This is a genomic window from Microcystis protocystis FBCC-A270, assembly GCF_050500235.1.
Lineage (GTDB): Bacteria > Cyanobacteriota > Cyanobacteriia > Cyanobacteriales > Microcystaceae > Microcystis > Microcystis ichthyoblabe_A.
Map to the genome: position 1 here is coordinate 2,199,822 of NZ_CP191407.1, position 21,320 is coordinate 2,221,141.

Here is a 21,320-nt window from a genome sequence, read left to right on the forward strand (position 1 = left end):
ACCATCTTACAGTTAGCGGTAACTCTCGATAGATACGATATTACAAGGGGTTTCCATAGGCGATCGACTATTTGTGCTACACTGATCGCCAATGTTAGCAATAAAATTAATCCTATTGATCATGTTAAATAGCAGCCAATTACAGCATTTAATCAGCAAATCACTGCGTTATCTATTAATTATCGGCACTATTGCCCCTCTAACTTCCTTAGAGGCTCGCCCAGTCCAAGCTACTCCTCCTAGTAGTGCTGCACCCCCTAAAGAAGCAATTGCCCCTATCCCCGCAGAAAGCAAAGATTATACCCTAGGAGAAGGGGATAAAGTGCGCGTCACCATCTACCAAGTCGCGGATTTAAGCGGCGATTTCCTTGTTTTAGCCGATGGAACCCTAACTTTACCTCTGATTGGTAGCGTCAAAGTGGAGGGAATGACCGTCACCGAAGCCAGCCAAACCCTGGCCAAACGTTACACCACCTATCTCAAACGTCCCGTGGTTACTGTTAGCGTTCTCACCCCCCGGCCTCTGCAAATCGCCATCGCGGGGGAAGTCAATCGTCCGGGTACTTATACAATTAACCCCGAACAAAGCCAAAAAACGCCCCTATTGACCGAAATAATCCGGCAAGCGGGGGGAGTGACTACGGTGGCCGATATTGGTCAAGTTCAAATCCGACGCAACCTCAAGGGACAAGAACAGCTAATTCAAGCCAATCTCTGGCAATTAATCCAAAAAGGCGATACAACCCAAGATATTAGCCTTAGAGATGGCGATAGCATCGTTATTCCCACTAAAACGACCCTTAGCGTCGGGGAAGTCAATCAATTAGCCGATGCCAATTTTGGACTAGATAGCGATCGAGAAATTAATGTTACTGTGGTGGGAGAAGTTTATCGTCCGGGGTCCCATCGTATTGTCCCCAGTCCCAACAATAACAATAACAATAATAATGAACAAGAGCGCGGCGGTACCAGGAAACCGGCCCGACTAACCCAAGCTATCCAACAAGCGGGAGGCATCAAACCCCTCGCCGATATCCGACAGGTGCAAGTGCTGCGTTATACTCGTGACGGTTCCCAACAGAAAATCCCGGTAGATCTGTGGAGTTTACTCGAAAAAGGTGATATGACCGGCGATATCTTTCTTCAAGAAGGTGATACGGTGATTATCCCCACCGCGACTGAAATCTCGGCCAAGGAATCAGAAACCCTAGCATCGGCCAGTTTTGCCCCTAAAACCATTAACGTGAAAGTGGTCGGGGAGGTGAAAAAACCGGGAACAATTGAAGTTCCTCCCAATACCCCCCTCAATCAGGCAATTTTAACCGCAGGAGACTTTGATAAGCGTCGGGCCAATCAGTCCACAGTGGAATTAATTCGTCTCAATCCTAACGGAACCGTCACCAAAACCTCAATTAACGTCGATTTTTCCCAGGGTATCAACGAGAAAACTAACCCGATTCTCCGCAATAATGATGTGGTGGTGGTTCATCGTAGCAATCTGGCCTCTGCCACCGACACCCTTGGCACGGTTTTAAGTCCCTTTACCGGTCTGACAGGCCTCTTCAACGGATTTTTTAATCTTTTCCGTTAAAAAAGTTTACTTTAACCCGATGTCATTAGCTAAGTAATCGAGCTAATAATAGATATAGAAACGGCGAAAAGTCGTGAGCAGTCACGGCTTTTCTGCTCAAGAGACTCAGGAAAGAAAACTATGATTTTTCTCCTTACTCTAGCCCTAATCTCCCTGTCGATTAGCTACAATGTTCACGGCGAAATAATTAGCCTCAGTACCTGCTTATTAGGTCTTTTTTGTGGCTTATTAAGTTTGTTCTTTACACCCCTACTGGTAAAGGTTTTTATCCTTGTCACTTTAGTCCTCTTTAGCTCAGATTTTAAACCCTAAACTCGACTAAAACCCTAAGCATACTTAACCCATCAAAAAAACTGTTATGCAAAAACGCTATCTCGGTCAGACTAATATAGAAATTACTCCCCTTCTCGTGGGTACTTGGCAAGCAGGAAAAAAGATGTGGGCAGGTATTGAAGATAAGGAAAGTATTAGGGCTATTCGTGCCGCTTTTGAGGCAGGAATTACCACTATAGATACAGCCGAAATCTACGGGGAAGGTCACTCGGAATCGATTGTCGCTCAAGCTTTGGCCGATGTGCGAGAACAGGTAATTTATGCCACGAAAGTCTTTGCTAATCACCTCAAATACGAGGAAGTTATCGCCGCTTGTGATCGCTCTTTAAAAAACCTCCAAACTGATTATATCGATCTTTATCAAATTCATTGGCCTAGTGGCTCATGGAACACGGAAATAGTGCCTATTTCTGAAACTATGGCTGCTCTTAATTATCTGAAAGCACAGGGAAAAATTCGCGCTATAGGGGTTTCCAATTTCTCCCGCTCTCAACTGGAAGAAGCTCGTCAATACGGCAGAATTGAGAGTATTCAACCTCCCTATTCTCTCTTTTGGCGCTCGGTAGAAAAGGAAATTATGCCCTATTGTATAGAAAATAATATTTCTATTCTAGCCTATTCTCCCCTTGCCCAAGGTTTATTAACAGGAAAATTTAGAAATGGTTATCAGTTGGCAGCAGAGGATCATAGAATTAAAAATAAACTCTTTCATGGCGAAAACTTTCAGAGGGTACAAGCGGCTTTAAATCAATTAGAACCGATTGCTAACCGCTATCATTGTTCCCTAGCTCAATTATCTCTTGCTTGGTTAATCAAGCAACCTCAAACTAATGCAATTGCTGGGGTAAGAAATGCCGCTCAAGCAGTTAATAACGCTCAAGCAATGACAATTAATTTAACCCCAGAAGACCTAAAATTAATTGATAATATTGGTAAACAGGTAACTGATTTCTTGGATGATAATCCTGTGCTGTGGGATTTCTAAGAATTATGCAGCAGTTATCCTAAGGGTGAGGATAGAAGTTTTGGTGGGTGCATCTCAACATTTGCAGAAATACCGACAATCAGCAATTATCAGTGACTCTTAAATTGGTACAAAAATATGAACAATCGCGTCTAAGCATCCCACCGAAAAACTAATGCGCGGGGGGTTTGGGGGCGGCGCCACGACCCCAACGGGGGGTTTGGGGGGTAGAACCCCCAAAAGCTTGGATTGAGTGATAAAATCGGAAGTAACGCCCAATTTTAAAAGAGAGTTTCCCTTTAAAAATCCCAACTTAGTAGATTTACGAAAGTGAGATTCAGTTCCTGTTCTTTGATTGTAACTGGCTACTTAGTTGATGATAGGTGGTGCGTTAGTAACGCACCCTACGTTTTACTTAGTAGATTTACAAAAGTGAGATGCACCCTATTTAATTCTCAGGAAAAAGCCTGTATAATGATAGCTATAGTCCGATTCTTACCGCAGGATTATCCCTATGGCTAAATCCAAAAAACACAATCTGCAATGGATTAAAGAAACCCTCGACTTAAATCCAGATCATAACTGGAAATCTAGTCCGGGTAACAGTATTTTTGTAGCTGGTCGCGGTGCAGTGCGCTTTGAAGTTCCTCAAGATTGGCATTTTGAACCCGATGATAATTCCTTTCGTTTTTTAGATAGAAAACCCCCCGATGATGATTGTCGTTTAGAGGTTTCCTATAATTTACTTCCCCCCGGAGATTGGAAAGAATTACCCCTAAAAGGAATGGTCAAAAAGTTAGCTCGTGAAGATAGCCGCAATCCTCACGAAATCGGCGAAGTTATCCAAGAAAAACGTCAAACTGTCCGCATTGTTTGGGTGCAAATTCAATTCATCGACCCCCAAGAAAATCGTCCCGCTTATTCGCGCATTGCCGTGGGTATTGGTTCCGGGGTTCAATGTTTAATTACTATGGATTATTGGGTCGATGATGCGGACAAATTCACCCCCGTCTGGGATACGGTTATCTCCTCGCTGGTGTTAGGTTTATACATTCGTGATCCCCGCAGCGGTTTAGCTTTCCCCGACTAAAGGTAATAGCAATTTTGCAGGAAAATTTCCTTGACAAAAAACCTTAATTGTGATAGTAGAAAAATTGATCGCTCGACTCTGGTGGGGATAGCTGCCGGTCCCCGCATTGACGGGATGTGCAGGAAAGCAAGAGGCACTGAGACTCAAACGCAAGCTATGACCTTGAGGAATAGTGATAAAAGTAGCCTGCATGGCCATATTTAGGGATGATTCGGGATTATTTACCCGTTTATAACCCTGAGTGATATTAAAAACTCGACCATCGGGGGTAACTTGAGAAACCACCGCGCAGATATCGAAACTAACCGCATCTGCTTGACAATAACAATCCAGACGGGGACTACCCAAAATCGTTAAATCCTTCTCTAGAGGGGGAGAAGTGTAGGTAATCACATCACTGCGACAGTCTAGCATGGTGCGGTCGAATATTCCCCCCGGTAGGGCGCTATGACCTCCTAAAGATGGCACTGGTCGCCAAGGATCGTGAACTATGATATCCTCGATCGCAGGTTCTAACAAAATCGCGCTTAATTTCCCCTCATCCTCGCGCAGATTGGCTAAACCTTGACTAGCAAGATAATAAATTTGCTGATTTTCTCTGGGAAACTTTTCCAGATATTGCCATTGATTAGACCCCATTTGAAATAGATACAGGGGAGGATTTTTTAATAACTCCGTTTCCTGACCTTTTAAGAAATAATCAAACCATTGCAGCTGCATTTTATCCACAGGACTAATTGCCTCTTGACCATAATCTATCTCTCCTACTTTTCTCCCCCAGGGTAGATGAGTCCAAGGACCAATAATTAGCCGTTGGGGATAAATAGAACGACTTTGCATTTCTTGGTATAAACTCAAAGTTCCCCGGAGATGAGGATCGAACCAACCCCCGATATGTAACATCGGCAAATCGATATTTTTTAAAAGGTGTTGCGGTGATAAATTTTGCCAATAGTCATCGGGAAGATAACGAGTAATCCAATCGTGATAAAAAGAATCGGCGGCTAAATCCTGTAAAATTTGGGGAGAGGCTGCAATAGGATCAAAAAGGGGTAAATTTCGGGAAGCTACCCAGAGTTTTTGATAGGCAGTTTCGTCCCCTTTTAATCTAGCTGTTTCCGCAGCTAATTGTATTGACCAAGCGAGATTATATTGTAAATTAAATGCTTCATTTTCATAACCCCAATCTCGATATAAATCGTGAGCAATCATCGCTGGGCAAATAGTTTTTAAAGAACCGTGACCATTAGCAGCCGCATATAATTGGGTCATTCCCTGATAGGAAAAACCATACATTCCCACCACACCCGTATTATTAGAAATAGTTAAAACCCATTCAATAGTTTCTAATCCGTCGCTAATTTCATGGGCAAATAAATTAAAATTTCCCGTCGAGTTTCCCCGTCCCCGCACATCCTGAATTACTACAATATAACCCTGACTTGCATACCAGCTAGGATGGGCATAAACCACCGTGGAAGCGATCGCTTTTCCGTAGGGTTGTCGCATTAGTAAAATGGGAAAAAATTCCCTACTATCGGGACGATAAATATCGGCAGCTAAACTAATTCCATCTTTGGTGATGAAACTAGCTGTTTCTTTTTTTATGGGGTAGGGATTAAACATTATTATCTCTTTCAGATCAAAAATACTGTCAGGTGGCTCAATCGAGAAAACTTGACCAAGACTAGATAAAGCTTAACTAAATGTTACAATAAAGGCGGACTGCCTCAATTGCCTAGGACTGGAGAAAAATCAGCGATGCTACGACTAGAGAAAATTAGTAAGATTTACCCAACGGGAGAAGTGTTAAAAGATGTCACTTGGGAAGTAAAAACTGGCGATCGCATCGGGTTGGTGGGAGTCAATGGGGCCGGAAAATCCACCCAACTGAAGATTATTATGGGGGAAGTGGAACCCACCGCCGGGGAGATCATCCGTCCTACCAGTCTCCATATCGGCTATCTTACCCAAGAATTTGAAGTGGATCCCCGTCGGACGGTACGCGAGGAATTTTGGACGGTGTTTAAAGAAGCGAATCAAGTCCACCATCAACTAATAGAAATTCCCCAGCAGATGGAAAAAGCTGACCCTGAAGAATTAGATCGCTTAATTCATCAATTAGATCGCCTACAAAGACAATTTGAGGCATTAGATGGTTACGGATTAGAAGCACGCATCGAGAAGATTTTACCAGAAATGGGCTTTACTATTGATGACGGTGATCGCTTGGTAAGCTCCTTTAGTGGTGGTTGGCAAATGCGGATGAGTTTAGGCAAAATTCTCCTGCAAACTCCCGACATTTTACTCCTCGATGAACCAACTAACCATTTAGACTTAGAAACTATTGAATGGTTAGAAAAATTCCTCAAGGATTTAACCACTCCCATGGTCATAGTGTCCCACGACCGGGAATTTCTTGATCGCCTCTGTACCAAAATTGTCGAAACTGAAAGGGGGGTTTCTACCACTTATCTAGGTAATTATTCTGCCTACCTACAGCAAAAATATGAACAACAATCCGCTCAGTTAAGTGCCTACGAACGTCAACAAAAAGAACTAGAAAAACAGCAAGTTTTCGTCGATCGGTTCCGGGCCAGTGCCACCCGTAGCACCCAAGCAAAAAGCCGGGAAAAACAATTAGAAAAGGTGGAAAAAATTGAAGCACCAATCGCCGATGTGCGTACCTTAAAATTCCAGTTTCCTCCAGCAGTGCGTAGTGGTCGAGAAGTGGTAACTATCAAAAATCTTGTTCACATTTACGATGATAAAATTCTCTTTTTGGGAGCAAATCTGGAAATAGAAAGGGGCGATAGAGTGGCGTTTTTAGGTCCGAATGGGGCGGGAAAATCGACGCTTTTACGTTTAATTGTTGGGTTAGAAACCCCCACAGAAGGCTCGATTGAAATCGGTAAACATAACGTTATTCCTAGTTATTTTGAGCAGAACCAAGCAGAAGCTTTAGACCTAACTAAAACTGTTTTAAATACCATTCATGATGAAGTTCCCGATTGGAAAGATGTGGAAGTTCGCAGTCTTTTGGGGCGATTTTTATTCAGTGGGGAAACGGTATTAAAAAAAGTAGAATCCTTGAGTGGTGGCGAAAAAGCGCGTCTTGCTTTAGCCAAGATGTTACTTGCTCCCGCTAACTTATTAATTCTCGATGAACCCACTAATCACCTCGATATTCCCGCCAAGGAAATGTTAGAATCGGCTTTAAAAGTTTATGAAGGCACGGTTTTAATTGTTTCCCATGATCGTTATTTTATCTCCCAGGTAGCTAACAAAATTGTCGAGATTCGGGATGGTGAATTAATTGTCTATGCGGGAGATTATCACTATTATCTAGAAAAACTAGACGAAGAAAAACAAAAAGCCGAACAAAAACGCATTGAAACCGAAAAAGCGGCCAAATCTGCCGCTAAACGCGCTAAACAAAAGGCCAAAAAAGGTTAGAATGTAGAGTATCAACCTATCCACGATTATCTATCAATTAATTAATCTTATGGCAGCTATAAAAGTAGGCGATCGAGTTCCTAATTTTTCTCTCCCCTCCCAAACAGGGACAACGGTTAATATCAGCGATTTAATCGGTAAAAAATCCCTGGTCATTTATTTCTATCCCAAAGATGACACCCCGGGTTGTACCGCAGAATCCTGCGCTTTCCGCGATAGTTACGAAGTGTTTACCGATGCAGGTGCGGAAGTTATTGGTATTAGTGCCGATAGTCCCCAATCTCATCAACAATTTGCCCAAAAATATAATCTTCCCTTCACCCTTTTAAGTGATAGCGATAACCGAGTGCGGAAATTATTCGGTGTTCCCGCTACCTTATTTGTCCTCCCCGGACGAGTTACCTATATCATTGATAAAGAGGGAATCGTCAGACATATTTTTGATTCTATGTTAGATTTTAAGGCTCACGTTACCGAATCTTTGAACACAATTAAATCTTTTTAGGTTGATGATCACGAAAGAAATCCCGATCAGATAATTACTTGGGAAGAAATTAAAACATCTATCCGATAATTGTGCTGATTCTGACTAAAAAATACGCCAATTAAAGTCTGAATTGCTGCTTCTCCTCTGGTTTTAGCTGATCGCTTATGGATCAAAACTCATCTTAAAACAGAGGAGGAAAAACCACGGTTCTCAACTTAGTTGGGGTTTAACTAGGAGGATTTTTATGCCAAGTAAAATAAAAAGTTGCTCCTTCACCTGCTTGAGATTCTATCCAAATTGTACCTCCTTAACTGTCTTTAGAGACTAGATAGTGATCGGTTGTTCTCCTCGGTTTTAGCCAGCGTCAACCATCGTCAACGTTGATATGTTCTGCTTGTGGAAAAGCTTGCTCAGAAGTGGCAACCCTTTCTAAAAAACAGAAGGGATCACAGTCATCTAATTGAGATAAATTATCAAAACAATCATCGATCGCTTTTCTGGATAAAAAAGGTACTTATAGCGGTTCTCACACCTGTCTGGCAAACTTAAACCTTTGCTGATTAAGCTTTTTAACATCGATAATGTACCTCTTGCGAACAGGAAACGCTATATTATAGAAAAATATTGCTGAGATTTTTCCTATGCCTCTAATTAAAATTCAAACTTCTGTCACCTCCCTCGATGATGAGACGGTTAATCAACTTTTGCAGAGTCTTTCGGCTAAATTAGCTAAACATCTGGGAAAACCCGAATCCTATGTGATGACAGCTTTAGAATCGGGGATAAAAATGACTTTTGCTGGCACTTTTGAGCCGGTGTGTTATGTGGAGATTAAAAGTGTTGGTTCTATTTCCGCCGCTCAAACTAAAAGCATGAGTAGTGATTTTTGTCAAGAAATTGAGGCTTATTTAGGAATACCGAAAAATCGCATTTATCTAGAATTTGCCGAGGCGAAAGGTGATCTTTGGGGATGGAATGGCACTACTTTTGGCTAATTTATGCCAAAATTATCGGAGATAGGGCTTATTTTAACTCTCTGGTTAAGATTTTCGCCTGTTCAATCCAAGCTAACATCACCGCAATATCGGGACATAAATCGCGTCTTTGCAGATTAGCCACCTGAAAATTGATGTTTGTGCCAATTGCGGGGATGAGCCTTTTTCTGTCAACTCTTGAGGTTGACGCGTTTCATTTTTGAATTGGCGGATGGTATAAAAGTAGAATAGAGAGATTATACTAAGTATAGAAAAATTACAGCTTTGTTTCTAAAGATGAAGTGTAACCTAATTTGGTATCGAATCCTGACGACCGGCTCCCCAAAACGAAAACTTTGTACTTCACCATTAAGATAACTGCTATAAGATGAATTTATTAGAAGAAGTTAAGGCAAAAACTAAAGAATTTCGTACCGATAACTATCCTATGTCAATCGGAGAGATTATTAGTCTTTATAATGACAAAGAAATGACAATTAATCCAGATTTTCAAAGATATTTTCGTTGGACAATAGCCCAAAAAAGCCGATTCATAGAATCGATACTATTAGGAATTCCTATTCCCTCTATTTTTGTCTATCAGAGAGAAGAAGATAGTGTTTGGGAATTGGTGGATGGATTACAAAGGATTTCAACAATTTTGGAATTTGTTGGCGATTTAAGAGATGAGGACGATGAAACTAAGAAAAAACCGAAACTGGTGCTTCAAGGTACTAACTTATTACCTAGCTTAAACGGAGTTATGTGGGAAGGTGCAGAGGAAGGAGAGTATAATTTGCCCCCATCTCTAAAAATAGACTTCAAAAGAGCGAAAATACAGGTTCAGATTATCCAAAAAGAATCGGATAAAAATGCTAAGTTTGAAGTTTTTGATCGTTTAAATACCGGTGGCTCTTTTTTATCTTATCAAGAGGTGCGTAATTGTCTTTTGATTATGCTAGATAAAAGCCTATATAAGTGGTTAGAAGACTTGGCAGAAAATGAGAACTTTAAAAATTGTATTTCCCTATCCGAGCGATTAAGACAAGAACGCTACGACTTGGAACTAATTCTTAAATATTTTGCCCTGTCTTCTCCCACATTTGATCCAAAATCATTGAACAAAAAAGAGGTTAATGAATATTTGACTGACTATCTGATAGAATTATGCAATTCCAGGACTTTTGATCGTGTGTTAGAGCAAGAAAAATTCGCTAAAATGTTTTTATTGCTTGATCAAGCGACGAATGAAGATACTTTTACCAAATATGATGGAACAAGATTTAAGGGTAAATTTCTCGATTCTGCTTATGAAGCGATCACCACAGGATTACGAGAAAATATTGATGATTACTCTACTCAAGATATTGAACTGCTAAGAACAAAAATTCAGGAAATGTGGTCAGAATCTGACTTTATTTATAACATCGGTACGGGATCGAGAGCTAGAACTAGAATGCTCAAAATGATTGAATTTGGCAAAAAATATTTTAAAAAGTAATGAGTAAAGATAATAGAACTATCGAAATTCTCCAGAAAAACTTAGATGAAGATATGGCATGGCGAATCAGAGAAATTAGTATTTTAAAAACTAAAATTCCTCCACAAAAAGGAACTGAGCAAGATGTATTAATTAGAGTCGGAATAACCACTCTCTATGCCCATTGGGAAGGTTTTATTAAATATGCAGCAGAATGTTATTTGCAGTTTGTTTCCTTAAGAAAATTAAATTATCATGAACTGGATTACTGTTTCGTTGCCCTTAGTTCTAGAAAATCTATAAATGAGTTAATAAAAACCAATAAATTTAAGTTACAAAAAGAGATGATCAAAAATTTACTTGATAACCTAGAAAATAGAGCTTATATACCCTACGAAAATATTATTAACACCAAATCTAATCTCAATTTTGAAGTTTTCACTGATATCTGTACTATTCTAGGAATTGATGATAGTGATTATCAACTGAAGCAGAAAGCTATTGATGAACAACTTCTCACCCAAAGAAATAAAATTGCTCATGGCAAGTATTTAACTATCGATTATGAAGAATACATCAATACTTATAATTTAGTAATTAAATTAATCAGAGATTTTAAAGATGATCTATTAAATGCCGCCGTGACAGAACAGTATAAAAAAGTCAAAAGTATATAGGGTTAATACTAAATCCGTTGAGTATGCGCTACATATCAGAACAGGCACTCATGCAAGAGACAAAAGGGGAAATAAATAATCAGTTTTTAATAACCGGATTTAGTATGACTCCATCACTATCAAGAACTGTTCCAATAGTGGCAAGAGACGAAGTGACTAATCGGAGTAACTTGTCTTTTGTCTCTGCCAAATTCTTATCTTCTGTATTGCGCTGTAAACTTTGAGTATTATAAATTTTTTTAATTAATTCTTCACCAGCAGAAAAAACATTACTATCTGAATATTTGGTTGTCCTGGCTTCTTCAAAAAATATATTAATTCCCTCTGACCATTCAGCTTTTAACTCTGAGTCATCTACTTGCTCTAATAGATTATTACTAAGAGATTGAAGTTCTTGAAGCTGCGTTTTGACATGAGGTGCTTTCGCATAAATTCTTCCCCAAGTGGCCAAAAAATCAAAAGTTTGTTCGGCAATTAAAGGGGTTCCGTCCGCAAGACTAACTTTAAAAAAAGCGTCGAGGGCAGGGGCAAGAAGCGCAAAAATTGGTAATTCCCAATTATTGACAGAAGCGGTAAGAACAAGTAGGCTGATTCTAGATGAACTATCAGGGGGAATACTATTGCGAGATAAAATTGACGCAATAAATAACCAAACAACCTCATTGTTAATCTCGCTGTCATTCTGTAGAAGCTTACGTCCCAATACCCCTAAGCCGATTTCTGAAGCTTTGATCGATCCCAGTGCCAACAGATCTGCAAACTCTCTAACATGACTATCCACCCTTCTCAGATTGCCGAAAGCTCTATCAATTTCTTCTCTAGCGTTATCACTATCGCCAGAGTCTAAAAATTGTTGTACTCTTCTAAGCATCGTTGTCATTCTGTTTGGGGCGAAGGGATAAAGGTAAGACCACTGCGAATTTCAATATCTACACGGGCGTTTTTAGTTTTACGTTTAGAATCCTGAAATGAGTGCGGTTGTGCCTCTGGAGTGACACCACCTTGCTCACTAGCATTTGTAACAAAGCGTTCAGCTTTTCTAAAAGCTTGTTTCCGTTCCTCTCGTTGACATTCGCTGCATTGCCCTTTAATATTAGCAAGAAATAATAATCCTTCTTTAGCAGTAACAGGATTTTTTCTTGCCCAAGGGCAACTGTATCCACCCTCTTGCTGGATATCGTCTCCTTGAGCTTGTACCCTCCCACGATAAGGTTCTGACGAACTCGACATATTAAATATTCAAATTTATTCATTTAAGACAATTATATGGTAATTATCAGTAAAAATGTCAAACAAAGCCCAAATACTTGATTAGAATCAATTATCAAAAGTTTAGCTATAAAATTATGTAGAATGCTTTCGACGACGTACTGGGAAATTACCTGACAAAAAAAAGTTGATAGAACCAAAACGGTCTATCAACTCTTAAAGTTATCTATTCAAGAACTAAAAATTAACGTTCTTGAAAGACGATTTTTTTGTCCAGGGAAGGACGGTTATTCGACTTGGAGGGGTACTTACTACCACCACTGCGGGGAGTTTTATTAATCACCGGTTTACTGCTCGTCGCTGCGGGAACTTCCCAATCGGTTTTCATCCACTGGGGACAATTTTGATCGTAGATCATTTGCAGGGCAGCAGCCGCGATCGCTTGGGGATCGTATTCTTCACTTAAATCCCGCACTAAAGGCAAGAAAGAAGCCATCCGTTCCCCCGATAAAGCCTCTTTTAGCTGATTTTGCAGCTTGGCCAGGCGTTTTGCTTCCACTTCGGTGCGACTAGGAATGGGACTAGATTCCAGACGTTGACGCAAACGCTGTTCAATCTGACGTAATAAACGCCGATCGATCGGTTCTACTAAGGATATAGCAGTTCCTGTTTTACCAGCGCGGCCGGTGCGGCCAATGCGGTGAATATAGGTTTCGGCATTATCCGGCAGATCATAGTTAATAACGTGGCTGAGATTTTCCACATCTAGACCGCGGGCTGCGATATCCGTGGCTACCACTAATTTAATTTTGCCCTCGCGGAAACGTTGCACCAGTCGTTCCCGTTGCACTTGGCTTAAGTTACCGTGGTATTCATCCACCGTTTGCCCCGCTTCTTGCAGTTTGCTGGTTAATTCGGCCGCGGTTTGCTTGGTGCGGACGAAAATAATCGCCGATTCTAGGGGTTCGATCTCTAACAGGGGTTGCAGGACTTTTAATTTCGTCCAACCGCGAGGGATCAGATAAATTTTCTGCTCAATCTTAGCAGGAGCGGCCTGGGGTTGAGAAACCGTCACAGAAACGGGAGATTTCAAGAAATTAGCGATTAAATCGCGGATTTCCCGGGGCATAGTTGCCGAGAAACAGGCGGTTTGACGGGTGGAGGGGGATGCTTGCAGAATTTTCTTAACATCATCGATAAAACCCATACTGAGCATTTCGTCCGCTTCATCGAGGACTACCCAGTTTAAGGATTCGAGATGGAGTTTTTTGCGATCGAGCAGATCGATTACCCGGCCGGGAGTCCCGACCACAATCTGGACACCTTTTTCCAGACTGCGGATCTGACGTTCCATGGATTGACCACCACAGACTGTCAGGATAAAGAGACGACGATCATCAGAGAAATCTTTGATGGCGCTGGCCACCTGTTGGGCTAATTCCCGGGTGGGGGTGAGGATTAAAGCTTGAACGTTAGGATTTTTGGTGTCCATGCGTTCCAGTAAAGGCAGGGAATAGGCGGCGGTTTTGCCGGTTCCCGTTTGTGACATTCCTACCATGTCATGCCCTTCTAGAAGGAGAGGGATGGCTTTGGTTTGAATTTCCGTGGGGGTGGTGAATCCAAGCGTTTCTAGGTGTTGAATACGGCTATCGGATAAACCTAAATTGTTGAAACCAGTGGTCATAGGGATTGTTTTGTGGGAATTAAATAAGAAAAATGGAAAAATTAGACTATTTCGCCGTAGAGATCGTAGGTATCGGCCGCAGTGATTCGGACCTGTACGATCGCACCTAGAATCGCCTCCCCTGTCACATAAACCAAGCCATCTACTTCTGGGGAAAAACGAGCGGAACGCCCGATTAATTCGCCTGTTTCTGGGTTTTCCTGTTCGATGAGAACATCGACAGTTTGACCGATATAAGCTTGATTTTTGCGCTCCGAGATTGGTTGCTGAGTTAACATCAACCTTTCGCGGCGTTCGTCCATAATTGCCTGTGGCACTGGATTGGGCAGGCCAAAAGCGGCTGTACCTTCTTCGGCGGAGAAGGTAAACACCCCGACGTGATCGAACTCATGACGCTTGACAAATTCCAGCAGATGGCTGAAATGTTCCTCGGTTTCTCCGGGGAAACCGACGATAAAAGTCGTTCGTAAAACCGCGTTCGGGATAGCTTGCTTGATCCGCTCGATAATGCCATCGTTGACTCGTCCTTGCCAGGGACGGTTCATCCCCCGCAGGATGTCGGGATGGGAATGCTGTAGCGGCAGGTCTAGATAGGGTAAAACATTCGGGCTCTCTCGGATCGCTTCGATAACCTTTGGCGTTAACCCGGTCGGGTAAGCGTAGTGAACGCGAATCCAAGGTATATCGACTTCTGCCAGCGCTCGCAAGAGTTCCGCTAATTTGGGTTCGCCATATAAGTCTAACCCATAATTGGTTGTTATTTGCGAAATGAGAATTAATTCTTGCACCCCTTGGCTGGCCAATTGTCGCGCTTCGGCCACAATGGACTCGATCGATCTCGATCGCTGATCGCCGCGCAGGTGGGGAATAATGCAGAAAGCACAGCGATAATCGCAGCCTTCGGCCACCCGCAGATAGGCGACTCCTTCGGTAGTGGTGCGATAACGGGGCAGATTTTCATCGGCGATAAAAGTGGGATCGGTGCTGACTTCTTTGACTCGTTCTCCCGTCTCTACCCGTTCGACGATCTCGACAATTTTCTGATAATCCCCCGTGCCGACAATGGCCACGGCTTCCGGCAATTCCGTCAGCAGTTCATCTTGGAAATGTTGGGCCATACAGCCGGAGATAATAATTTTTTTATTAGCTTCCGCCAGTTCCACGAGGGTGCGAACGGATTCTTCTCTAGCTGCTTGAATGAAACTACAGGTATTAACGATAACGTAATCGGCCAACTCCTCGTCATTATCTACGGGATAGCCGGCCTTGGCCAGCAGTCCTAACATATGCTCGGAGTCGATCCGGTTTTTCTCACAGCCTAGGTGTGAGATAGCGATGGTTGGCTTATTGCCCATGCGATCGAGTATCAACCAAATCTTAAACTTCTCTTTTAATGTTAAGACATTGTGAACTACTCTCAACGGATTTGAGAGCTTCCTGCTTCAATGGGATGCGCTTTCTACCTCGAAAGATAGCAAGTCTTACCTTCCCTCTACAGGCAGCAGTCCTAGTTCCTAAGACCCACACTTTTTCTTGCAACACGACCCGCCGAAGCTCGGTTATCGCTTAAGGAATAGTGGTCAAGACCCGTTTATGATAACATAGTTTTTTGGAATTGTCTATATACAAAGTCAGCATTGATGAGGGGAACTGTGGGGCGAATTACTTCGCCCCTTGAAAAGCCCCGTCCCATCGCACTAAGCGCATCGGGACGAATGCTGGCACTAAGTTAAAATAATTTCCCCCCCGTGGAACCGTGGGTAGGCCTTCACCCTGTTAAAATGGGTGAGCGGCGCATGGTTGGGGACGCTAAGAGTAGTAGACGCTGTGAACTTAATTGCAACTTTCAAGACAAAAAACCCGATTATTGGCGTGGTTCATCTCGCCCCCCTGCCCACTTCCCCCCGTTGGGGTGGCAGTCTCAAGACGGTGATCGAGCGGGCTGAACAGGAGGCGACGGCTTTGGCTGCCGGTGGTGTTGATGGTTTGATTATCGAGAATTTTTTTGATGCCCCCTTTACTAAGCAACAGGTGGATCCCGCCGTGGTTAGTGCCATGACTTTAATTGTTGATCGCATTAAAAATCTGGTGGTCCTACCGATTGGTCTTAATGTTCTCCGCAATGATGCCCATAGTGCCTTAGCGATCGCTACCTGTGTCAATGCCCAATTTATTCGGGTTAATGTGCTAACGGGGGTTATGGCCACCGATCAGGGCATTATTGAGGGTCAGGCCCACGAACTCCTGCGTTATCGGCGCGAATTGGGGTCTGAGGTCAAAATTTTAGCGGATGTTTTGGTTAAACACGCCCGCCCCTTGGGAACCCCTAATCTGACTACGGCGGTGCAAGATACGATCGAACGGGGACTGGCAGACGGGGTGATCCTCTCCGGTTGGGCTACCGGTAGCCCCCCCAGTTTTGAGGATTTGGAACTGGCAGTGGCGGCGGCCAAGGGAACACCGGTTTTTATCGGCAGCGGGGCTGATTTGGACAATATCGGGCGGTTGCTGCCGGCTGCCGATGGGGTGATCGTGGCTAGTTCCCTCAAGCGTCATGGCAAAATTACTGAACCGGTGGATCCGATCCGGGTGTCGCAATTTGTGGAAACGGCCCGGCAGATCAACGATCAAAAGGCAAAAATTAATAATTCTCTCCCTTCTTTGCCTCTGTCCACATAACCCCTTGCTAGAATGGCGGATAGTTTCAGGGGATAGCTATCCTAAGTTTTTAGGAATTGAAAACGTCCTAATTAACACAATATGGTTAGGGAATTTTTCCTTTCAACAAAGTACATTTAGATTTCTCTCCTGACTCCTGACTCCTGAATTCTGCTGTAATTTAATCTAAATAATATTATGCGTCGTCGTTCTGTACCTTGGATTCATCGCTACTCCCGGCCTCTAATTGCGAGCATTTCGATCGTGGGAGCGATTCTGACCGGCTATTTAACCATTACCAAACTGATGGGAGGGGCTGCAGCCTGTACCGCCGGGGCTAGTGATGGGGCTGGTTGTACTGGTGTGCTTAATAGTCCCTACGCTACGGTTTTCGGGCTGCCCTTGAGTTTGTTCGGTTTTTTGGCCTATATTGCCATGGCGGTTTTTGCCCTCAGTCCTCTATTTATTAATGGGGAAACTCAGAAAAATCTCCGCAAAAGTTTAGAAAATAATACTTGGTTATTGCTGTTAGCGGGGGCGACGGCGATGGCGGTATTTAGTGGTTATTTAATGTATATTCTAGCCACGGACTTAAAGGAATTGTGTCCCTACTGCATTACTTCGGCTTTGTTCGCTTTAACCTTATTAATTCTCACAATTATCGGTCGCGAATGGGAAGGTTTAGGACAAATTATACTGCCGATGGTTGTGGTGGCGATGATTACTTTGGTGGGAACTTTAGCGGTTTATACGGGAGTAAATTCCCCCACCGTGACAGGAGGAAAAGAAGAAATTACCCGGCCAATGACAGCGGCTACCCCCCCCTACGGTTGGGAAGTAACCACGGTTTCGGGAGAGGCAGAAATTGCCCTGGCTCAACATTTAAAAGCAATTGGTGCGAAAGAATACGGGGCTTTTTGGTGTCCCCACTGTTACGATCAAAAACAGTTATTTGGTAAGGAAGCGGGAGAAATCCTCAAAAAAGAAGGGGTTTATATCGAATGCGATCCCCAAGGGGTTAATGGTAATCCCCAAGCTTGTCGCGATGCCGGAATTAAAGGTTTCCCCACTTGGATTATTAAGGGTCAAGAATATTCGGGAACCCAAAGATTAGAGAAATTAGCGGAGATTTCCGGTTATACCGGCCCGATGAATTTTAAATATACAGTTCTGGGACGCAAGTAGGAAAATATTGAGGGGGTTGAACCCTGTTCAGCCCCGACATTTTATAGTGTTTGTTCTCTAGATAAAGTAGAACTTGAATTTTGATTTTAGCAATAGAGGGAGATTGAAAGTTGCCAGATTTTGATCAACCTATACCCCAAGAAAAACTTGACATTATTGAGAAAACTAGAGCCAATTTATTTGCTTGGCGAGGTCAGTTTTCACCCCAACTGATAGAGACTATTTTAAGTTTCTATTGCCCATCTAATTCGGTCATTCTCGATCCTTTTGTGGGTAGCGGAACTGTTTTACTAGAGGCAAGTTATTTATCCCTAGAAGCTTATGGATTTGAGATTAATCCCGCTGCTTATATCATGAGTCATACCTATGAATTTATCAATGATTCTCAAAAAAAAGAAGTTCTTAAAAACCTGAGAAATATCGTCGATCAAGAATTTCCTTTGAGAATTTTTGAAGTCAGTGATCAAGTAGAAAATTTAGTAGATAAATTGCAAAATACTAGGAATATGCTACCGGATCGGTCAAAGGTTTTATTTGATGCTTTGGTAATCCTTCTTGATGTGTGTAACAATAAAATTACTCAGGAATTTATTCAGAAAAAATTTTTACATCTTAGTAATATAATTACTAAGCTACCTTACTCTCAAAAGCCGATCAGGGTTGGATTATCTGATGCTCGTTCTCTACCACTAAAAAATAATCAGATAGATTTTGTTGTGACTTCTCCACCCTATATAAATGTTTTTAATTACCATCAAAATTATCGTCAATCTGCTGAAATCTTAGGATGGGATTTACTCAAGATAGCCAAGTCAGAAATTGGCTCTAATAGAGCAAATAGGAGTAATCGTTTCTACACTGTAGTACAATACTGTTTAGATATGGGTGACATTTTAAAGGAACTGGCAAGAGTCAGCAAGCAGCAAGCAAGAATTGTTTTAATTGTAGGACAAGAATCTAACGTTCTTGGCGTACCTTTTTATAATGCTGATATTATTGAAAAAATAGGTGTCAAAACCAAGCTATTCCAGAAAGTATTAAGACAAAAAAGAAAATTTAAGAATAAATTTGGTAAAGTTATTATAGAGGATATAATTAATTTTATTAACTTAAATAATCAAGTTAGCCAAGAGGTAATAGAACAAATTTCTAGAGAGGTAGCATTCGAGGTATTGGAAAGCAGTAGGCTGTTTGTATCTTCAGAAAACCAGCTATGTTTAGAATCAGCAATTGCCAAAGTCAATAATATTCAAAAAACACCAATTTTAGATAAGAGATTATATATTTGACCCTGTTAATATTTAATTTTAACGAATTGAAAAGATTTGATGCTTTTTCACAATTTATTGACTATTGCTATAGTTGTAATTAAACAGTAAACAATCCCAACCCAGCAACTAACTATAATGAGCTATTTATACTCTTATCGCCATAACTTGACCCAATTATTAGAAGAAATTAATTTACAGAAACCTTCGCTCAAAATTCCTACCTTTGTTACTCATGACTTGGTAGATACTTATCAAATTTGTCGTCTAATTGATGATTTTATCTATGAAACTATCCTGAATAAGTTAAAGATGACAGTCAGGAAAATCGAAAAAGAACTTTATCAAGTTTAGCTACTTTGATGTATAGTAGAGATGTAGATAAGTTGCTAATTATTGGTTATGACTCAGGTAAATCTACAAAAAGCCGCTAATATTCTCGGTGTAACTACCGCAGAAATACTAACATGGCAAAAGAAAAAATTAATCAAAGGTCAGAAAATCAATCAAGTTGATTGGTTATTTGATCTCGAGCAATTAACCAATCTTAAAAATAACCAATCCCCCAGAGAATTGAGAATTTTACAAACTGTTGAGCCAACTAATTACACGGTTATTGAATTATTTGCTGGCTGTGGTGGTATGGCTTTAGGTTTAGAAAATGCGGGACTAAAAACCCAATTACTGGTGGAAATTAATCAAGATTGTGTTAATACTTTAAGACTCAATCGACCGCAATGGAATGTTATAAATCAAGACATAAAAAAGCTTAAATTTTCCGATTTTAGAGACAAAATAGATGTTATAGCTGGAGGTTTTCCCTGCCAACCTTTTAGTTATGCTGGGTTAGGAAAAGGATTAGAAGATTTGAGAGGAAGCCTATTTTTTGAATTTGCTCGTTGTTTACAGGAAGTGCAACCTAAAATCGCTATAGCCGAAAATGTTCGAGGATTATTAAGCAATAAAAAAGGAGAAACTCTGCAATTAATGCTGCAAGCTTTACAGGAAATCGGTTATTATGCTGCTTATCAAGTTTTATCGGCTCAATTTCTTGATGTTCCCCAAAAAAGAGAAAGATTAATTATTATTGCCACCCGTCAAGACCTAAATATTAAACCCATTTTTCCCCAATATAAAAATTATACTATTTCTCTGAAAAAAGCCTTAGAGAATTGTCCAACTTCTCTAGGAGTAGAATATAAAGAAAGAAAAAAAGAGATTATGTCCTTAGTTCCCCCAGGAGGAAATTGGCGGAATTTGCCGATGGATATTCAAAAAGAATATATGAAAAATAGTCTCAAAAATCACGGCGGACGGACAGGATATGCTAAAAGATTATCTTGGGATGAACCGGCTTTAACTATTACCTGTAGTCCGGCACAAACCCAAACAGAAAGATGTCATCCCCAAGAAACTCGTCCTCTGACTGTGAGAGAATATGCACGAGTGCAGTCCTTCCCCGATGATTGGCAATTTACTGGTAATTTAACCTCTCAATATCGACAGATTGGTAACGCGGTTCCCGTTAATATGGCCTATCATCTTGGTGGCTGTTTAATTAATATGTTGCAAGAGGATTATATCGGGGAAACACAGCCAAAAACTGAACAGTTAAGCATTCCGGGGTTAGAAGTTAATTAATTTTGACTAAAAGTAAATAGTTTTTACCTAATCAGCAACAGCTGCAGAAAAATTAAGTAGCTAGATACAATTAATTACACATATCTAACTACTTCTTCCATGAGTGCATGAGTTCCTATCCTCAGCCAGAAATTGATTTTGTCCGATTTTACTGTGCGGGGGGAATAACTTCTAATGGAATACTTTCAGTTTCTCCATCTTTAGATGGATTGACATCCGGACTTTTTTCTGCATCTGGAGTTTTTTCCACCGCTTTGGTTTCTGGGGTGAGGGGATTTTCGGGGGGTACTTCTGGACTGGGATTATTTTCCGGGATGGGAGTGAATTCCACCGGGGTTTCGCTTTCAGGAGACGGGGAAACTTCGGGGGAAGCTTCGATATTACGGGTGGTTTCCGGGGGAGTTGTTTCTATCCGGGGAGATTCTGGGGTAGTTGCGGGGGTAGTTGCGGGGGTAGTTGCGGGGGTGTCTTCGCTGGTTTTTTCTTCTTCCTGGGGACAAGCTGCCGATTCTAAACCGAGATGACATCGGACTTCCTCCCGTCCCAAAGATACGGCAATTCCCGACACCGACATTAATAAAGCTAGGATGGGTAAGATATTATTCATAAAATTAGACTTGATT

At 41.6% G+C, this 21,320-nt stretch carries 19 protein-coding genes; 13 read left to right on the top strand and 6 right to left on the bottom strand.

The window, feature by feature from the left end; translation table 11 throughout:
* The first annotated feature begins 91 nt into the window (after positions 1–91).
* From ACQY1X_RS10770 to ACQY1X_RS10780, 3 genes are all read left to right on the top strand, one after another.
* The gene (locus ACQY1X_RS10770) at positions 92–1,591 is read left to right on the top strand and encodes an SLBB domain-containing protein (protein WP_430014540.1); all 1,500 of its coding nucleotides are present in this window, start codon (positions 92–94) and stop codon (positions 1,589–1,591) included.
* A gap of 358 nt (positions 1,592–1,949) precedes the next feature.
* Positions 1,950–2,909 carry an aldo/keto reductase gene (locus ACQY1X_RS10775; protein WP_430014541.1) on the top strand — a complete coding sequence of 320 codons (960 nt, stop codon included), beginning with the start codon at positions 1,950–1,952 and terminating at the stop codon, positions 2,907–2,909.
* Between the two features lie 493 nt (positions 2,910–3,402).
* Positions 3,403–3,978, top strand: coding sequence for a hypothetical protein (locus tag ACQY1X_RS10780; RefSeq protein ID WP_002741242.1), 576 nt, complete (start codon positions 3,403–3,405; stop codon positions 3,976–3,978).
* On the opposite strand, the gene ACQY1X_RS10785 is transcribed toward ACQY1X_RS10780, so the two are convergent.
* Positions 3,961–5,604, bottom strand: a complete 1,644-nt coding sequence (locus ACQY1X_RS10785; RefSeq protein ID WP_430014542.1) for a CocE/NonD family hydrolase — start codon at positions 5,602–5,604, stop codon at positions 3,961–3,963. The genes ACQY1X_RS10780 and ACQY1X_RS10785 overlap by 18 nt on opposite strands.
* 135 nt (positions 5,605–5,739) lie before the next feature.
* On the opposite strand from ACQY1X_RS10785, the gene ACQY1X_RS10790 reads away from it, so the two are divergent.
* From ACQY1X_RS10790 to ACQY1X_RS10810, 5 genes are all read left to right on the top strand, one after another.
* Positions 5,740–7,434, top strand: coding sequence for an ABC-F family ATP-binding cassette domain-containing protein (locus ACQY1X_RS10790; RefSeq protein WP_430014543.1), 1,695 nt, complete (start codon positions 5,740–5,742; stop codon positions 7,432–7,434).
* 49 nt (positions 7,435–7,483) lie between these two features.
* On the top strand, positions 7,484–7,939 hold the full coding sequence (locus ACQY1X_RS10795; RefSeq protein WP_002732461.1) for a peroxiredoxin: 456 nt from the start codon (positions 7,484–7,486) through the stop codon (positions 7,937–7,939).
* Positions 7,940–8,562: 623 nt separating this feature from the next.
* Positions 8,563–8,916: a phenylpyruvate tautomerase MIF-related protein gene (locus tag ACQY1X_RS10800; protein ID WP_002734736.1), complete on the top strand. Its 354-nt coding sequence runs from the start codon at positions 8,563–8,565 to the stop codon at positions 8,914–8,916.
* A 367-nt stretch (positions 8,917–9,283) separates the two neighbouring features.
* Positions 9,284–10,396: a DUF262 domain-containing protein gene (locus ACQY1X_RS10805; protein WP_430014544.1), complete on the top strand. Its 1,113-nt coding sequence runs from the start codon at positions 9,284–9,286 to the stop codon at positions 10,394–10,396.
* Positions 10,396–11,052, top strand: coding sequence for an MAE_28990/MAE_18760 family HEPN-like nuclease (locus ACQY1X_RS10810; protein WP_430014545.1), 657 nt, complete (start codon positions 10,396–10,398; stop codon positions 11,050–11,052). Before ACQY1X_RS10805 ends, ACQY1X_RS10810 begins: the two co-directional genes overlap by 1 nt.
* A gap of 79 nt (positions 11,053–11,131) precedes the next feature.
* On the opposite strand, the gene ACQY1X_RS10815 is transcribed toward ACQY1X_RS10810, so the two are convergent.
* The 4 genes from ACQY1X_RS10815 to rimO form a co-directional block, all read right to left on the bottom strand.
* A complete protein-coding gene (locus ACQY1X_RS10815; RefSeq protein ID WP_430014546.1) occupies positions 11,132–11,833 on the bottom strand; it encodes a hypothetical protein in 702 nt (233 codons plus the stop codon).
* 95 nt (positions 11,834–11,928) lie between these two features.
* On the bottom strand, positions 11,929–12,282 hold the full coding sequence (locus tag ACQY1X_RS10820) for a hypothetical protein (protein ID WP_002776900.1): 354 nt from the start codon (positions 12,280–12,282) through the stop codon (positions 11,929–11,931).
* A gap of 223 nt (positions 12,283–12,505) precedes the next feature.
* A complete protein-coding gene (locus ACQY1X_RS10825) occupies positions 12,506–13,945 on the bottom strand; it encodes a DEAD/DEAH box helicase (RefSeq protein WP_002733094.1) in 1,440 nt (479 codons plus the stop codon).
* A 41-nt stretch (positions 13,946–13,986) separates the two neighbouring features.
* On the bottom strand, positions 13,987–15,300 hold the full coding sequence (rimO, locus tag ACQY1X_RS10830) for a 30S ribosomal protein S12 methylthiotransferase RimO (protein ID WP_002776903.1): 1,314 nt from the start codon (positions 15,298–15,300) through the stop codon (positions 13,987–13,989).
* A gap of 472 nt (positions 15,301–15,772) precedes the next feature.
* On the opposite strand from rimO, the gene btpA reads away from it, so the two are divergent.
* The 5 genes from btpA to ACQY1X_RS10855 all read left to right on the top strand — a co-directional run bounded on the left by btpA (position 15,773) and on the right by ACQY1X_RS10855 (position 20,697).
* On the top strand, positions 15,773–16,624 hold the full coding sequence (gene btpA, locus ACQY1X_RS10835; RefSeq protein WP_004158629.1) for a photosystem I biogenesis protein BtpA: 852 nt from the start codon (positions 15,773–15,775) through the stop codon (positions 16,622–16,624).
* A gap of 177 nt (positions 16,625–16,801) precedes the next feature.
* Positions 16,802–17,788, top strand: coding sequence for a vitamin K epoxide reductase family protein (locus ACQY1X_RS10840; RefSeq protein ID WP_042790281.1), 987 nt, complete (start codon positions 16,802–16,804; stop codon positions 17,786–17,788).
* Positions 17,789–17,898: 110 nt separating this feature from the next.
* Positions 17,899–19,077 carry a DNA methyltransferase gene (locus ACQY1X_RS10845; protein WP_430015675.1) on the top strand — a complete coding sequence of 393 codons (1,179 nt, stop codon included), beginning with the start codon at positions 17,899–17,901 and terminating at the stop codon, positions 19,075–19,077.
* A 117-nt stretch (positions 19,078–19,194) separates the two neighbouring features.
* The gene (locus ACQY1X_RS10850; protein WP_002732823.1) at positions 19,195–19,410 is read left to right on the top strand and encodes a hypothetical protein; all 216 of its coding nucleotides are present in this window, start codon (positions 19,195–19,197) and stop codon (positions 19,408–19,410) included.
* A 48-nt stretch (positions 19,411–19,458) separates the two neighbouring features.
* Positions 19,459–20,697, top strand: a complete 1,239-nt coding sequence (locus tag ACQY1X_RS10855; protein ID WP_123230857.1) for a DNA cytosine methyltransferase — start codon at positions 19,459–19,461, stop codon at positions 20,695–20,697.
* Between the two features lie 148 nt (positions 20,698–20,845).
* Here the strand turns inward: ACQY1X_RS10855 and ACQY1X_RS10860 are convergent, their stop codons facing one another.
* Positions 20,846–21,304: a hypothetical protein gene (locus ACQY1X_RS10860; RefSeq protein WP_430015676.1), complete on the bottom strand. Its 459-nt coding sequence runs from the start codon at positions 21,302–21,304 to the stop codon at positions 20,846–20,848.
* Positions 21,305–21,320 lie beyond the last annotated feature (16 nt).